Genomic DNA, 16022 nt, shown 5'->3' with positions numbered 1-16022 from the left:
AGATGAGTTCACACATGCAACAATCCCAAAGCCGGTCGCTGGTCGACTGGCTTTCTTATTTGGAGCAGATCCACCCGGCCAACATCGACATGGGGTTGGAGCGGGTCGGCACGGTTGCCCGCCGCATGGGCCTCACCGAACTGCCGTTCAAGGTGATCACGGTGGCGGGCACCAACGGCAAGGGCTCCTCCTGCGCCATGGCGGCCAGCATCCTGATGGCCGCTGGCTACCGGGTCGGTGTTTACTCCTCACCCCATCTGCTGCGCTTTACCGAACGGGTGCGCGTCAATGGCCAGGAGCTGGCCGATGGCGATCACTGCGCGGCCTTTGCCGAGGTGGAAGCCGCCCGGGGCGACATCGCCCTCACCTTCTTCGAGTTCGCCACCCTGGCGGGTCTGTGGCTGTTTCGCCGCGCCGCGCCCGATGTGCTCTTGCTGGAAGTGGGGCTGGGGGGGCGGCTCGATGCCACCAATGTGGTGGAATCGGACGTCGCCCTGATCACCTCCATTGCCCTGGATCACTGCGACTGGCTCGGGGATACCCGGGAGGCGGTGGCGGTGGAGAAGGCTGGCGTCTATCGCAAAGGTAAACCCGCCATCAGTGGGGAGCCCAATCCGCCGTCGACCATTGCAAGCGAAGCGGCGCGCCTCGGCGCCTGCCTGCGTCAGGTCGGCATCGATTTTCGTGGTGACGAGCATGAAGGTGACTGGGATTATCACGGCCTGCACCACTGGTCGGGATTGCCCAAACCGGCCCTGCCGCTGATGAATGCGGTCACCGTGCTGGCGGCCCTGGAGTCCCTCGGTCTGCCATTGTCGGAGTCCGCCATCCGCGACGGCCTGGCCAATGCCCGCCTGGCTGGCCGGATGCAGCAGTTGCAAACCTCGCCGCTGGTCATCGTCGACGTGGCCCACAATCCCCACTCTGCGGCCTATCTCGCCAGCCAGCTGCGTCGGCGCCCCGGCAAGGGCAAGCGCCGCGCCGTGGTTGGCATGCTCAAGGACAAGGACATGGCGGGGTCGCTGGCCGAGCTTGACGGTCTGATTGACGAGTGGTTCCTGGCAAGCCTCCACGGCCCGCGCGCGGCCACGGCCGACCAGTTGGCGACGGCCCTTGGCAGCGGCCGGGGCGCGGCGCTCACCTTTGCCAGCGTGGGGGATGCCTACGGCGCCGCCTTGGCCGCATCGAGTCCTGACGATATGGTCATTGTGTTCGGCTCGTTTTACACTGTCGCCGACGTGCTGGCTCTGGGCGCGGTCTGAGTCGTTCGCTCCCCTGGCTCTGTCAACGTGACGACGGGCCGGGTTTTGCACTGGATAATCCCCTTTCAGGCCAAGTGGGTGGCGAGGGACCCGGCTTCGCCAGCCGGCGTGAGGGGAGGCGTTCTTTGCGAAGTGTGCAAGATTGCAATGGATCCTAAGTAACATGGGTGGAAATTAACTTGGCTTCGAAGTTTCAAAACAGATTGGTGGGGACCGTTATCCTGGTCGCCCTGGTGGTCATCTTTCTGCCGGACCTGATGGACGGCAACAAGCTGGAGCAGAAGGACGAGGCCTTCGCCAAGATCCCCCTGCGTCCGGAGCTCGAGCCCGCCAAACCTGCGCTTCAGGTCTCGGCGGCGAGCACCCTGCCGGCCGAGCATCTGGCGAGTCAGCAGCAGGCCTCTGCCGCGACCCAGTGGCAGGTAGAGGAGATTGGCGATACCGTGACCCTGGCCAATCAGGGGGGAGCCAATCCAGCGGGAGCCAGTCAGGCTCCCATTACCCAGCAGCAGCCGGTACAGGCCGTGGCGCAACCCAAGCCCCAGCCCAAACCCGAGCCCAAGCCGGAAGTGATCGCCAAGAAACCGGTGGAGCAGCCCAAACCCAAGCCGGTGCCAACCAAGCCGGTAGAGGTGCAAAAACCGGTGGAGGCCAAGCCACAGGCGGGCCAGATCAAGACCATGGATGATCTCATCGCGAGCAAGATGGCCCAGCCGACTACGGCACCGGCAGCCCCGGCTCAGGGGAGCTGGATCCTGCAGCTCGGCGCCTTCAAGAATGCAGACAGCGTCAATGCCCTGGTGAGCAAGCTGAGGGCGGCGGGCTACTCGGCCCAGACGTCGCCGAGAACCCCGGTGCAGGGGCAGATCAACCGGGTCTTCATCGGGCCGGATGTCTCCAAGGCCAAGTTGCAGGGCATGCAGAGCCGGATCAGCCAGATGACGGGCCTGAGCGGCTCCGTGGTGGCCTACAACCCCTGACAGCATGATGAAATGAAAAGACCGCGCCTCATGGCAACATGGGCGCGGTCTTTTTTTGTGTCCAACACGGGGGAGGCAGTGTGGATATCGGGCTATCGGGCTGCCGAGGAGGCCTAGATGCACTTCACCGGCTTGGGGAGGCCTGCGATCTTGGTGGCCTGCTTGGCGGGGCCTTCCGGGAACAACTTGTAGAGGTAGCGGCTGTTGCCCTTCTCCGGGCCATACTGCTTTTCCATCGCCTTGACCAGGGCGCGGATGGCGGGGGAGGTGTTGAACTCCAGATAGAAGGCCCGCACGAAACGCACCACTTCCCAGTGGGGATCCTCCAGCACTATCCCCTCTTTCTCGGCCAGCGCCAGGGCCAGCGCCTCGCTCCATTGCTCGCTGTGGCGCAGATAGCCCTGGGCATCGGTCTCGATGAGTTGGCCGTTGAACTGCAAATGGTGTGGCTCGGACATGACGCTTCCTCGAAAAGGCTATCTCAATGGGGCGGGCATGGTAGCGCCTTGCGTCCCGTCCGGCAACCGGGGCGGCGCTTGGCACCTGCCTCGGGCGGGATCGGTCCGGCGGCTATGTCCGGCTAGGTTCGCCCTGACCTGTCAGCAGCTGGCCGTCGTTGGCCAGCATCAGCAGCTCGTCTGCCAACTGGCTGATGAGGGTGAGCTGCTGGCTCAGCATCAGCTGCTCCTCGCTGCTCTCCGCAGCGATGGCCGGACAGGCTCCCGCGAGCGGCGTCGGCATCTCCCCCGCCAGGTGACCGGCGGCCTGCTCCAGGGTCTGGCTGATGTGGCGGCTTATCTCCTCCAGCCCCTCGATGGGCTCGAGTTTGTCGCGATGGGCCCCAAGCGCCGAGATATAGGAGAGCAGGGCATGGTTGCGCCAGGTGAGAGTGAAGCAGAGATCCAGGAAGCGGCGGCGCTTGCTCGGCTCCACCAGCATGCTCTGCCAGGCCATGGCCAGCTCGCTGTCGGCGAGGTGGGCACACTTGCGGGCCACCCGGTAGTCCAGGGATTCATCCCGTTGGCGATGCAGGCTGGCGAGTACCGCCGAGAGGTACTTCGCATTGGCGGACAGGGAGTTGGCGATAAGGGTCGGCAACCGCTTGTATTGCCAGTCGGGCCAGAGCCAGGCCACCAGGGCGTAGGAAAGCAGGCAGCCGAGCAGGGTATCGAGCAGCCGGGGTCCTAGGATGGCGAAGCCGATGCCATCCAGCAGGTTGAACGCCATCAGCACGTAGAGGGTGATGAAGCAGACGGCGGCGCTGTAGTTGCTGCGCACCTGGGTGAAAAACAGGAAGGCGGCAAGCCCCATGATCCCCAGTTGCAGGTGCAGCTCGGGGAAGAACCAGAGCACGGGCACGCCGATGAGGATACCGGCGAAGGTGCCGAGCATCCGCTGCACCAGGCGACGGCGGGTTGCGCTGTAGCTCGGCTGGCAGACGAACAATACGGTGAGCAGGATCCAGTACCCCTTGTCCAGGTGAAACGCCTGCAGAATGCCATAGCCCACGACCAGCCCGAGGGAGAGCCGCAGGGCATGGCGAAACACCATGGAGTTCGGGGTCAGGTGCTGCCTGAGCAATGCCAGCAGGGGCAGGGCGACCGGCCGTGCCAGGGGAGGCAGGCTGGTGGGGGGCGCGGCGGGGTTTTGCAGCTCTTCGGCGCTTTGCAGCAACTGGTTGATGCTGGCCAGGTTGCGACGCAGGAACTTCATCGGTGTCAGCAGGGTCTTGGGGTAGTGCTGCTTGAGGTGGGTGAACTCCAGCTGATCGCCGAGGGCCTCCAGGGTCCAGTGAATGCGTTTGTGGTGGGTGTAGGGCTTGTGCACCAGGATGGCGTAGCCAAGCTGCTGACAGGCGTGGGCAAGCTGTGACAGCACCTCCTGGAAGCCGTCGAGGACGATGCCCTGCTTGAGCTCCGCTTCCAGCTTGCTGTAGGGGTAGTGGCTGGAGGTGGCCCGCTCCTGGATCTCCAGGGCAAGCAGGTAGAGGCGCAGCAGGCCCGCGAGCTCGGGGGCAACCCCGTGGCGGCCGGGGGCATGAAGACGGGCATTGAGCGCCGTCTTGGCCTGGTTCAGGGCATTGACCAGGTTGATGTTGAGCTGGGCCAGATTGTGGCGGATGGCCTGGGCGCCGTGCTCATCCGCCGGGAAGAAGCGGGATTTCTCCTGCAAATAGCGGGCGAGGGCGAAGTAGCTCTGGGCCAGTTGCTCGTGCAGGGTCTTGTAGGGCAGCAGCCAGAGCCAGACCAGGGACACCAGGCCGTACCAGAGGGCCCCGGCGCACAGGGCCAGCGGCTGATAGAGCAGATCCGGTGCCTTGGCGGCCCCCAGCATGGTGTAGATGGCAATCAGCAGGGAACCAAAGCTGATGGTGGCGTAGCGTTGGCCGAGGGCACCCACCATGACGAAGATAAAGGTGGAGCCCGCGAGCCCGATGGCAAAGAGCCAGGGAGTGGGGAAGAGATACTGCACGCACAATGAGGCGAACAGGAAGCAGAGCAGGGTCATGGCGAGGTTCTTGACCCGGCCCCAGAGGCTGTCGTCGGTCTCGGCGATGGCACCGGCCACCACCCCGAGGGAGAGCAGCACGGTGAGCTGGATGTCACCGGTTGCCAGCGCGAAGGCGAGCAGCCCCGCGATGGCGAGCAGGACTTTGAGGGCGAAATAGATGTGGCTGTCGGTCAGCAGACGGCGCAATAAACCTGAGAAGTCCATGGGCATGGGATGAAGGCAACCCTTGAGCGAAACGAAAGCAACAGCATAACCCGTCGATAACGAAACGGCCCTGATTTGGATCAGGGCCACTTCGCTTCATATCCTTGATTTGCAACTTATCCTGACAGAAATTGGCGCCAATAAAAACCCCGCCGAAGCGGGGTCTTGTGCATCTTAAGCATCCATCAGTTGCGGTTGCCGCCAAGCAGGCTCAGCAGGCTCAGGAAGATGTTGTAGATGGAGACATACAGGGTGACGGTGGCAGAGATGTAGTTGGTCTCGCCGCCGCGCACGATCTGCTGGGTGGTCAGCAGGATGGCGCCGGAGGAAAAGAGCATGAACATGGCGGACAGGGCCAGGCTCAGGGCGCTCATCTGCAGGAAGATGTTGGCGACCATGGCTACCAGCAGTACCCAGAACCCGACGAACAGCATGCCGCCGAGGAAGGAAAGATCCCGCTTGGTGGTCAGGGCATAGGCAGACAGGCCGAAGAAGGTGAGCGCAGTACCGCCCAGCGCCGTCATCACGATCTCGCCGCCGCCGTTGTTCATGTACATGTTGATGATGGGGCCGAGGCTATAGCCCAGCAGGCCGGTCAGGGCGAAGGTGAACACCAGCCCCATGCCGTTGTCACGGTTCTTCTCGGTCAGGAACATCAGGCCGTAGACACCGATGAGGAACACGGCCCAGTGCAGGGGCGGCATGTTCATGACGGTCGCTACCCCGGCTACCACGGCTGAGAAGCCAAGAGTGAGGGAGAGCAGCATGTAGGTGTTGCGCAGCACCTTGTTGGTGTCGCGCACGGCACCCTGGGTGCCAGTGTAGATAGAACGGGTATCCATCTTGATGTCCTCTTGATTTCCGGGGTGAAGCGACCAAGTGTGCTTCGTTAACGCATTGTATGCACTGAATGTGTGGATGACGAGCGCTGATTTCAAGCGCCACCCCACCTGCGTGGTGCCTACTATCCCAGAGCAAAGATGTATTGCGCATGAACAAGGAGGCTCAAGGCGTTGCAGAGGGCGCCTGTTCCTGCTCTTTACCCTGTCTGGCGATCCGCGTCGGCGAGAAGCCGAACTGCTTTCTAAACGCCGTGATGAAATTGGCCACATGGTCATAGCCGGCGTGGGCTGCGGCCCCTTGCAGAGAGAGGCTGCGCGCCTCCAGCCTGGCCCGCGCTTCTTGCAGCTTTCGCTGGCGAAGGTAGCGCTGCAGGCTCATGCCCAGCTCTTTTTTTGCGGCTCGCTGCAAGGTGGAGACGCTCATGCCGAGGGTGGCCGCGATCTCGGTCAGGGTCATCTCGTCCACTTTTTCATCCCTGAGCAGCATCTTGAGGCGTGTCGGTTGCTCGTTCTGGCGTTGGCAGCAGGGGGAGGCGGCCTGCTGGAGGTGGGTCATCAGGCTCTCCCAGACACTGAGGGCAAAGGCCTTGCGCATCAGCATCTCGGAGGCGTTCTGGCTGCTGGTGAGATTGAGCGCTTCCGCAATCTGTCCAAGCGCCGCGGGCAGGGTCCAGTCGACGCGGCTCAGATGGCGGCTGAAGGTCTGTGCGAAAGCCTTGCGATGCGCCTGTGCCAGGTTGTGGGCGAGCCAGGTGTGGTCCAGGGAGAGGACGATGCTGCGGCTGCGCACCTGGGCTTTGGCCGCCCCCTGCACGATGTCGGGCTCGGTATAGAGGATGGCGGTTGCCACTATGGGGTCGGACTCGTGGAAGCGACACCCCTTGAGCCTGTGAGTGGCGCCATAGGTCATCAGGGCCCGGCTCTCGAGGGGAATGGCGATGATCAACTGCGGCGGCAACTCCCGCTCGGTGGCGAAGTCTGCCTTGTGAACGATGTCCTTGTTGTGAAAGCGAAGACCCTCCTGGATCACCAGGTTCTCCACCCTGCCGGTGAAGCGCCCCCGCTGGCGTGCGCTGGTATCCCTTGCCACTGTGTCAGTCATGTGCAATTTGACCATGTCGAAGAGTGAAATGACCACACCGCAAAACTGCGGCGGAAGATGGAGTGATATATTAGCCCCCGGAAAATTAAATGAAAATGATTATCATCTCTATCTTGGGGTCGTTCTAACTATGGTTGTCTTGAAGGATAAAGCGCGAAGCCCGCTGGCTCTGGCCATCTCTGCCGCTCTGGCCGTCACCGTTGCCGCCCCGGCAGGGGCACACACACCGGACATCAAGCCGGACGAAACCCTGGTCGTCTATGGCAATCCACTCTACGGGATGTCGCCGTCGGAGGAGACGGGAGGCTATGGGGTCGACTCGGCCACCGTCGGCACCAAAACGCCGGCGGCCCTCAAAGACATCCCCCAGTCGATCACCGTGTTGACCAACGACTACATCGAGGAGCGCAACTTCGTGGCGGTGGACGATCTGGCCAAGTACACGCCGGGTCTGCGCACCCTGGTCAACGACAGCGGTCGCTCCTCCATCTTCTCCCGTGGCTATGAATACGACGAGGTGAACCTCAACGGCCTGCCATCGCCCATGCAGAGCAAGTACGGCACCCTGCCGTCGCTGGCGGCGGTGGATCGGGTGGAGATCATGCGGGGCCCCTCCGGCCTCTTCAACAGCACCAGCGAGCTGGGGGGCGTGATCAACATGGTGCTCAAGCGTCCGACCGACGCCTTCAAGGGCTCGGTCACTGCGCGCTATGGCAGCTGGGACAGGCATTACCTGGAGGCGGACATGGGGGGCGCACTCAACGACGAGGGTTCCCTGCGCGGTCGCGTCGTGGTGGCCAACGCCGACATCAAGAACCAGGTGGACTACAACAACAACGACAACGGTACCTACTACGGCACCCTGGAATTCGATCTCTCGGATCGCACCCGCCTCTCCGTCTACGCCCTGCACCAGACCAAGGACATCCTGCCCACCAACGGCCTGCCGGCATACAAGGACGGCTCCCTGCTCGACATCGGCCGCAGCACCTACCTGGGGTCGGCTGAAGACTTCTTCGACGCCGACACCACGGATGTGGGGGCCTCGCTGCAACACGCCTTTGCCAACGGCGGGGTGGGTCAGGTCTCGGCCCGCTACATGGATCACGACATGCGGCTGGAGCAGACCTTCACCAACGGCCCCGTGGACGCGGCGGGCAACACCGGGCTGATGTTCAACGGTCAGGGGAACCAGCAGAAGAACATGGCCTTCGATGCCAACTACAGTCAGATGTTCGATCTGTTGGGGCACAAGAGCGAGTTTGTGCTGGGCTCCGACTACAAGCGCTACGAGTCGGACATCCAGACCTACACCAACCGCAACCTCGGCAAGATCAATGTGTTCGATTTCGACCCGACCCGGGTCGCCAAGCCGGACTACAGCTACACCAAGAATGACCATGAGGAGCAGTCGGAGCTCGGTCTGTATGGCAAGGTGACCTGGCGGCTGATGGAGCCGCTGGCGGTGATCACCGGGGCCCGCGTCTCCTGGTACGATCTGGATGCCGTCAGCACGACCCTGAGTTCCGGAGCCCAGAGCGGCGAGTCCAGTGCGTTCAACGGCAAGCTCACCCCCTACGCGGGGGCCGTCTATGACCTGAGCGACGCACACGCCTGGTATGCCAGCTACTCCAAGGTGTTCAAGCCCCAGACCAGCCAGGACGAGAGCGGCAACCTGCTCAAGCCCCGGGAGGGCAGCCAGTGGGAAACCGGCATCAAGTCCTCGCTGCGTGACGGCCTGCTCAACACCCGGGCGACCCTCTTCCTGATGAAGGACGACAACATCGCGGCCCAGGCCTACGACGATCAGGGCATTGCCATCACCAACACCTACTGGGCTACCGGCAAGGTGGAGACGCAAGGGGTGGAGCTGGAGGCGAGCGGCTATCTCAGCCAGAACTGGATGGTGATGGCCGGCTATACCTTCACCGACATCGAGGAGAAGGCCGGGGATCACAACCCGAAATTCGACACCATCCCCCGTCACACCCTCTCGCTCTGGACCGACTACCACCTGGCCGACTGGGTGCAGGGGCTGCACCTCGGGGCAGGAATGACGGCGGTGAGCGACTACGGCTTCAACCAGAAGGGGGTCGAGACCCATCAGGGGGGCTATGCCCTGTTCGATGCGGCGGTGCGTTACGAGATCAACGACAAGATGCAGGCGACCCTGAACCTCTACAACCTGCTCGACCGGGAGTACTTCTACCGGGTCGGCTCCACCAGCACCTTCAACATGTACGGCGAGCCGGCGAACCTGATGGCAGGCTTCACCTACAAGCTGTAACGACCGACGACAGCAGGGCCTGCGGGCCCTGTTGTCGTCTCTGTGCGCCGCCCTACGGGGGATCCCCAAGGCTGGCGACACAATCCTGGTTCATCCCATGACAAGACTCATCACCCTGCTGCTCACCATGATCACACTCTCTTCTGCCCAGGCAGACATGCTCCACTACGCCCAGCGCTTCACCCACCATTCGGCCCTGCTGGGGGAGACGCGGCAATACAGCGTCTCCCTGCCCCAGGAATATGAACGCGAGCCCGGGGCTCGGTTCCCCGTGCTCTATCTGCTCGACGGGGAGAAGAGCCTGCTGGAGGTTGTCGGCATCACCCGGGCCCTGCGGGCCGGGCTCAATCCGGCGATTCCCCCCCTCATCATCGTCGCGGTGCACAACACCGACCGGATGCGGGATTACACCCCGAGCCACACCATGACCTTGCCCAATGGGGCACCGGCGGGGCCCGGCTATGCCGTGACGGGGGGCGGGCACCGGTTCCTGCGCTATCTGAGTGAGGAGCTGCGCCCCCTCATCGAGGAGAGGTTTCGGACCCGGGCGCCAGCCCTGCTGGTGGGCCACTCCCTCGGCGGCCTGCTGGCACTCGATGCACAGGCGCAAGATAGCGGCCAGTTCCAGGGAGTGATCGCCATCGACGCCAGCCTCTGGTTCGATTACCCCCGCAATTACGAGCGCATCGCGTCGGAGTTGACCGGGCCGCTCAGGCACGCCTCCTCGCTGTTCATGGCGGTGGCCAACAACCCCTTCACCCCGGGATTCGGGCGCTCGGCGTTTCACCGGGATCGCCTGCAGCAGTTTGCGCGGCAGGTAGTGGGGGCTCCCGGCACAAACCTGCACGTCACCAGCCGCTACTTCGAGGAGGAGGATCATCACAGCGTCTACCACCCCGCCGTCTATCAGGGACTCCAGTGGCTGTTTCAGGGCTACCGGCTGGATCTGGCGCCCGGGCACTTCAGCCGACAGGGGGTGATCGCCCGCTTTGATGCCCTGAACCGCCACCTCGGCAGCGCACTGCGCCCGGAGCTGGGGAGCCTGCGGGACATCAGGGAGAAGGCCGCGCGCTGGCCGCAGATGGCGATCCCCGTGGACGAGGCCGATGCCCTGCTGACCCACTACTACGGGTCGAAGCCGTGAAAAGCCGATATTTTTGCCTGTGTCTGGAATCGTCACAACGGCGCCGGAGACGGGTGTCGGTCCGGCGCCATCCCTGGGTACACTGCCGAAACGAGGGGCGCCGGGTCGGTGCCCTGACAGAGGCAGGGAGTGAGCGATGGCGGTTGCAGGAAAGAGGGGAGGCATGCTGGCCCTGTGGTGCAGTGCACTCCTGATGTCGGGGTGCAGTGGGTTTGCGCCTGCGCCCATTCCCGTCACCTATCTGAGTCAGGATCCGCCCCCAGGCAGGCTGCCCCTTGGGGAGACCGCCTATGTGGATGACGGTCGCTGCCCACCAGGGCAGGTCAAGCGGCTCATCGGCGGGGACGCGAAGCACAATGTGCCAAGAAAGGTGGAGTGTGTGGCAAGACCGCAATGATGATGTGATTTTCACAGCCTGAAACATCCCAAAAAGAGCCCTGAGGCAGTCGCCTTGGGGCTCTTTTCGTCTGGCTGGCCTGGTTGGTGTGATGCCGCAGCGGGCTAGAAGACATCTCCAGGGACCCGCACCCAGCCTTCCATCAGGATGCGGGCGGAGCGGGACATCACCGCCTTGGTGACCGTCCACTGTCCCGCTACCTGCTCTGCCTGGGCTCCGACTCTCAGGGTGCCGGAGGGGTGACCAAAGCGCACCGCTTCGCGCTCGCCGCCCCCGGCGGCCAGATTGACGAGGGTGCCGGGAATGGCCGCCGCCGTGCCGATGGCCACGGCGCAGGTGCCCATCATGGCGTGGTGCAGCTTGCCCATGGAGAGGGCCCGCACCAGCAGATCGATCTCGCCGGCAATAATCTCCTTGCCGCTGGCGGTGCGGTAATCCTTGGCGGGTGCGACGAAGGCAATTTTCGGGGTGTGCTGGCGAGTGGCCGCCTCTTCGGGGCGCTTGATGAGCCCCATGCGCAGGGCACCGGCAACCCGGATCGCCTCGAAACGGGCGAGCGCTTGCGGGTCTGTGTTGATCGCCTCGCGCAGCTCGGTGCCCTCATAACCGATGTCCTCGGCGTTGACGAACACCGTGGGGATGCCTGCGCTGATCAGGGTGGCTTTCAGTACGCCGCTCTTTACAACAGACGCGGGTACCTCCAGATCGTCCACCAGATTGCCGGTGGGGAAGAGGGCGCCGCCGTCTTCACCCTCGTCGGACGGGTCGAGAAACTCCAGCACGATCTCGGCGGCGGGGAAGGTCACCCCGTCCAGCTCGAAATCGCCTGTCTCCTGCACCTGGCCGTTTGTCACCGGCACGTGGGCGAGGATGGTTTTGCCGATATTGGCCTGCCAGATCCGCACCTCGCAGGTGCCGTGCTCCGGGATGCGGGACGGGTCCACCAGGCCGGCGTGGATGGCGAAGGCCCCGGCGCCGGTGGAGAGGTTGCCGCAGTTGCCGCTCCAGTCCACGAATGCCCTGTCGATGGCGACCTGGCCGTAGAGGTAGTCCACATCGTGATCGGGTTGCTGGCTTTTGGAGAGGATCACGCACTTGGCTGTGGAGGAGGTGGCCCCCCCCATGCCGTCCATGTGGGCGCCGTAGGGGTCGGGGCTGCCGATGACCCGCAGGAAGAGGGCATCCCGTGCCGGGCCCGGCTGCTGGCAGCGCTCGGGCAGGTCAGATAAGCGAAAGAAGACCCCCTTGCTGGTGCCGCCACGAAGGTAGGTGGCCGGGATTTTTACTTGTGGTATGTGGGCCATAGAGAGTGTCCTGAGAAGAGTCATAGATCCTGCTCCCTCTGGGAGAAGGTGCCCGAAGGGCGGATGAGGGGGATTTCCCCTCACCCCAACCCTCTCTCAAAGGGAGAGGGTGCTTTATGCCTTCCCCTTTTTCAAAGGGGCGGAGCGGGGTTGCGATTTAGCTCACGGCCTTTTGCGCGGTCGACGCCAGGAAGTCCTGGGCGAAGCGTTGCAGCACGCCGCCCGCCTCATAGACCGAGACCTCCTCGGCGGTGTCGAGGCGGCAGGTCATGGGCACCTGGATCACTTCGCCGCTGCGACGGCGGATCACCAGAGTGAGATCGGTGCGCGGCTGGCGTGCTCCCACCACGTCATAGGTCTCGGTGCCATCGAGGCCCAGCGTGAGGCGGGTGGTGCCCGGTTTGAACTCGAGCGGCAGCACCCCCATGCCGATGAGGTTGGTGCGGTGAATGCGCTCGAAGCCTTCCGCCGCGATCACCTCCACCCCGGCAAGGCGTACCCCCTTGGCCGCCCAGTCCCGGGACGAGCCCTGACCGTAGTCGGCACCGGCCACGATGATGAGGGGCTGCTTGCGCGCCATGTAGGTCTCGATGGCTTCCCACATCCGCATCACTTTGCCATCCGGCTCGACGCGGGCGAGGGACCCCTTCTGCACCACGCCGTTCACCACCGCCATCTCGTTGACCAGCTGGGGATTGGCGAAGGTGGCGCGCTGGGCGGTCAGGTGATCGCCGCGGTGGGTGGCGTAGGAGTTGAAGTCCTCCTCCGGCAGGCCCATCTTCGCCAGGTATTCCCCCGCCGCGCTGCCGGGCAGGATGGCGTTGGAAGGGGAGAGGTGGTCTGTGGTGATGTTGTCCGGCAACAGCGCCAGGGGCCGCATGCCGCGCAGGGTGCGCTCGCCCGCCAGTGCCCCCTCCCAGTAAGGCGGGCGACGGATATAGGTGCTTTGCGCACGCCAGTCGTACAGGGGCGTCACCTTGGGACCCTGATCCTCTTCCTGGGTGAACATGGGGATATAGACCTGGCGGAACTGGGACGGCTTGACCGACGCCTTGACCACGGCGTCGATCTCTTCATCAGACGGCCAGATATCCTTGAGGCGAATTTCCTTGCCGTCCACCACCCCCAGCACATCTTTTTCAATGTCGAAGCGGATGGTGCCGGCGATGGCGTAGGCCACCACCAAGGGCGGGGAGGCGAGAAACGCCTGCTTGGCATAAGGGTGGATGCGGCCATCGAAGTTACGGTTGCCCGAGAGCACCGCCGTGGCGTAGAGATCCCGGTCGATGATCTCCTGCTGGATGGCGGGATCCAGGGCACCGGACATGCCGTTGCAGGTGGTGCAGGCGAAGGCCACCACGCCGAAGCCGAGCCGCTCAAGTTCCTCGTCCAGTCCCGCCTCTTTCAAGTAGAGGGCGACTGTCTTGGAGCCGGGGGCGAGGGAGGATTTGACCCAGGGCTTGCGCACCAGACCGAGCCGGTTGGCGTTGCGGGCCAACAGGCCCGCGGCAATCACGTTGCGCGGGTTGCTGGTGTTGGTGCAACTGGTGATGGCGGCGATGATGACGGCGCCATCGGGCAAGAGGCCGTTAGCCTGCTGGGCACGAGCCTTGTCCAGATCCACCGCGATGCCCCGCGTGGCAAGTTCGGTCACCGGCAGGCGGCGGTGGGGATTGGAGGGGCCCGCCAGGGTGCGCACCACGCTCGACAAGTCAAAGTGCAGCACCCGCTCGTACTGGGCGCTCGCCAGGGCATCGGCCCAGAGACCGGCCTCCCTGGCATAGGTTTCCACCAGCCTGACCTGCTCGTCGTCACGGCCGGTGAGCTTGAGGTAGTCGATGGTCTGCTGGTCGATGAAGAACATGGCCGCGGTAGCGCCATACTCCGGCGCCATGTTGGAGATGGTGGCGCGATCCCCCAGCGTCAGGGCGGCGGCCCCCTCGCCACGAAACTCCAGGTAGGCGCCGACCACCTTCTGCTGGCGCAGGAATTCGGTGAGGGAGAGCACCAGATCGGTGGCGGTGATGCCGGGTTGCGGCTTGCCGGAGAGCTCCACGCCGACGATCGAAGGCAGCCGCATCCAGGAGGCGCGCCCCAGCATGACGTTCTCGGCCTCTAACCCACCCACCCCCACCGCGATGACGCCCAGAGCGTCAACGTGGGGGGTGTGGCTGTCGGTGCCGACACAGGTGTCCGGGTAGGCGAGACCACGATCGGCGTGGATGACGGGGGACATCTTCTCCAGGTTGATCTGGTGCATGATGCCGTTGCCTGGCGGGATCACCTCGATGTTCTTGAACGCCTGCTTGGTCCAGTTGATGAAGTGGAAGCGATCCTCGTTGCGGCGATCTTCGATGGCGCGGTTCTTCTCGAACGCCTGGGGATCGAAGCCACCACACTCCACGGCGAGCGAATGGTCGACGATCAGTTGCACCGGCACGACCGGGTTGACCTGAGCGGGGTCCCCCCCCTGCTCGGCGATGGCGTCGCGAAGGCCAGCGAGGTCCACCAGGGCGGTCTGCCCCAGGATGTCGTGGCAGACCACCCGCGCCGGGAACCAGGGAAAGTCGCGATCGCGCTTGCCATGGACAATCTGGCCGAGGCATTCGGTGAGGATGGCTGGATCGCACTTGCGAACCAGGTTCTCGGCGTGGACGCGGGCGGTGTAGGAGAGCCTGTCCCAGGCGCCGGGGGCGATGGCGTTCACCGCCTCCCGGGCGTCGAAGTAGTCGAGCTGTGTGCCGGGCAGGGGCTTGCGATATTGCGTGTTGATCATCACTTGCGCTCCTTGAGCGGTACGAACTGGAGATCCTCCGGGCCGACGTAGTTGGCGCTCGGGCGGATGATCTTGCCGTCGATGCGTTGCTCGATGACGTGGGCCGACCAGCCTGAGGTGCGGGCGATGACGAACAGCGGGGTGAACATGGCGGTGGGCACCCCCATCATGTGGTAGCTGACGGCGCTGAACCAGTCGAGGTTCGGGAACATCTTCTTGACTTCCCACATGGTGGATTCCAGCCGCTCGGCGATGTCGAACATCTTGGTGTTGTGCTGCTCCTGGCTGAGGGCGCGCGCCACCTCCTTGATCACCTTGTTGCGCGGATCGGAGACGGTGTAGACCGGGTGGCCGAAGCCGATGACCACCTCTTTTTTCTCGACCCGGGCGCGAATGTCGGCCTCCGCCTCGTCCGGATTCTCGTAGCGCTTCTGGATCTCGAAGGCCACCTCGTTGGCGCCCCCGTGCTTGGGCCCGCGCAGGGCACCGATGGCTCCCGTGATGCAGGAGTACATGTCCGAGCCGGTGCCGGCGATGACGCGGCCGGTGAAGGTGGAGGCGTTGAACTCGTGCTCGGCGTAGAGGATGAGGGAGGTGTGCATGGCGCGCACCCAGGAGTCGCGTGGCTTGTGCCCGTGCAGCAGGTGGAGGAAGTGGCCGCCGATGGAGTCGTCGTCGGTCTCCACATGGATGCGTTTGCCGTTGTGACTGAAGTGGTACCAGTAGAGCAACACGGAGCCGAGACAGGCCATCAGCTTGTCGGCGATGTCCCGGGCGCCCGGGTGGTTGTGATCGTCCTTCTCCGGCGACAGGCACCCCAGCACGGAGACGGCGGTGCGCATCACGTCCATGGGGTGGGCGGAGGGAGGCAGCTGTTCCAGGGCGGTCCTCACCCCGGTGGGCAGGCCGCGCAGGGCCTTGAGCTTGGCCTTGTAGGCGGCGAGCTCCGCCACATTGGGCAGATGGCCGTGCACCAGCAGGTGGGCTATCTCTTCAAACTCGCAGCTGGTGGCCACGTCCAGGATGTCGTAGCCACGGTAGTGCAGGTCGTTGCCGGAGAGGCCCACGGTGCACAGGGCTGTATTGCCGGCGGCGGTGCCGGAGAGGGCGACGGATTTCTTCGGCTTGAAGCCGGTGGTTTCGGGCAGGGCGCTCATCACATGTTTCCTCATTCAGTCCGTTGATGCGCCAGCCGCCAGCATAAGGCGGCCGG

At 64.1% G+C, this 16022-nt stretch carries 12 protein-coding genes; 5 read left to right on the top strand and 7 right to left on the bottom strand.

Features of this window, described 5'->3' with window-relative positions; all coding sequences use genetic code 11:
- The first annotated feature begins 2 nt into the window (after positions 1 to 2).
- Together folC and dedD are read left to right on the top strand one after the other, a co-directional pair.
- Positions 3 to 1262, top strand: coding sequence for a bifunctional tetrahydrofolate synthase/dihydrofolate synthase (folC, locus tag BGO64_RS18595; protein WP_161469632.1), 1260 nt, complete (start codon positions 3 to 5; stop codon positions 1260 to 1262).
- A 179-nt stretch (positions 1263 to 1441) separates the two neighbouring features.
- A complete protein-coding gene (dedD, locus tag BGO64_RS18590) occupies positions 1442 to 2242 on the top strand; it encodes a cell division protein DedD (RefSeq protein ID WP_182975825.1) in 801 nt (266 codons plus the stop codon).
- Positions 2243 to 2355: 113 nt separating this feature from the next.
- Here dedD and BGO64_RS18585 read toward each other — a convergent pair whose 3' ends face one another.
- From BGO64_RS18585 to BGO64_RS18570, 4 genes are all read right to left on the bottom strand, one after another.
- The gene (locus BGO64_RS18585) at positions 2356 to 2700 is read right to left on the bottom strand and encodes a TusE/DsrC/DsvC family sulfur relay protein (RefSeq protein WP_102948544.1); all 345 of its coding nucleotides are present in this window, start codon (positions 2698 to 2700) and stop codon (positions 2356 to 2358) included.
- A gap of 112 nt (positions 2701 to 2812) precedes the next feature.
- Entirely contained in the window at positions 2813 to 4963 is a 2151-nt protein-coding gene (gene yccS, locus BGO64_RS18580) for a YccS family putative transporter (RefSeq protein WP_201872188.1), read from the bottom strand.
- Between the two features lie 179 nt (positions 4964 to 5142).
- Positions 5143 to 5799 (bottom strand): Bax inhibitor-1/YccA family protein, encoded by a 657-nt coding sequence (locus BGO64_RS18575; RefSeq protein ID WP_010675134.1) that lies wholly within the window; start codon positions 5797 to 5799, stop codon positions 5143 to 5145.
- A 163-nt stretch (positions 5800 to 5962) separates the two neighbouring features.
- Positions 5963 to 6901 carry a helix-turn-helix transcriptional regulator gene (locus tag BGO64_RS18570; RefSeq protein ID WP_042880087.1) on the bottom strand — a complete coding sequence of 313 codons (939 nt, stop codon included), beginning with the start codon at positions 6899 to 6901 and terminating at the stop codon, positions 5963 to 5965.
- Positions 6902 to 7031: 130 nt separating this feature from the next.
- Here BGO64_RS18570 and BGO64_RS18565 point away from each other — a divergent pair, with 130 nt between their 5' ends.
- From BGO64_RS18565 to BGO64_RS18555, 3 genes are all read left to right on the top strand, one after another.
- Positions 7032 to 9188: a TonB-dependent siderophore receptor gene (locus BGO64_RS18565; protein WP_286701162.1), complete on the top strand. Its 2157-nt coding sequence runs from the start codon at positions 7032 to 7034 to the stop codon at positions 9186 to 9188.
- A 97-nt stretch (positions 9189 to 9285) separates the two neighbouring features.
- Positions 9286 to 10332 (top strand): alpha/beta hydrolase, encoded by a 1047-nt coding sequence (locus BGO64_RS18560; protein WP_286701161.1) that lies wholly within the window; start codon positions 9286 to 9288, stop codon positions 10330 to 10332.
- A 163-nt stretch (positions 10333 to 10495) separates the two neighbouring features.
- Positions 10496 to 10729, top strand: coding sequence for a DUF6719 family protein (locus tag BGO64_RS18555; protein WP_162726184.1), 234 nt, complete (start codon positions 10496 to 10498; stop codon positions 10727 to 10729).
- Positions 10730 to 10833: 104 nt separating this feature from the next.
- On the opposite strand, the gene prpF is transcribed toward BGO64_RS18555, so the two are convergent.
- The 3 genes from prpF to prpC all read right to left on the bottom strand — a co-directional run bounded on the left by prpF (position 10834) and on the right by prpC (position 15966).
- Complete coding sequence (gene prpF / locus BGO64_RS18550) at positions 10834 to 12033, bottom strand: 2-methylaconitate cis-trans isomerase PrpF (protein WP_286701160.1); 1200 nt, start codon at positions 12031 to 12033, stop codon at positions 10834 to 10836.
- A 157-nt stretch (positions 12034 to 12190) separates the two neighbouring features.
- Positions 12191 to 14809, bottom strand: coding sequence for a Fe/S-dependent 2-methylisocitrate dehydratase AcnD (acnD, locus tag BGO64_RS18545; RefSeq protein ID WP_286701159.1), 2619 nt, complete (start codon positions 14807 to 14809; stop codon positions 12191 to 12193).
- The gene (prpC, locus tag BGO64_RS18540) at positions 14809 to 15966 is read right to left on the bottom strand and encodes a bifunctional 2-methylcitrate synthase/citrate synthase (protein WP_201872193.1); all 1158 of its coding nucleotides are present in this window, start codon (positions 15964 to 15966) and stop codon (positions 14809 to 14811) included. Before prpC ends, acnD begins: the two co-directional genes overlap by 1 nt.
- Positions 15967 to 16022: the final 56 nt, after the last annotated feature.

The organism is Aeromonas sp. 62-46, from assembly GCF_001898585.1.
Classification (GTDB): domain Bacteria; phylum Pseudomonadota; class Gammaproteobacteria; order Enterobacterales; family Aeromonadaceae; genus Aeromonas; species Aeromonas caviae.
Note: the sequence above shows the minus strand (reverse complement) of the source record. Positions and strands in the feature narration are given on the sequence as shown.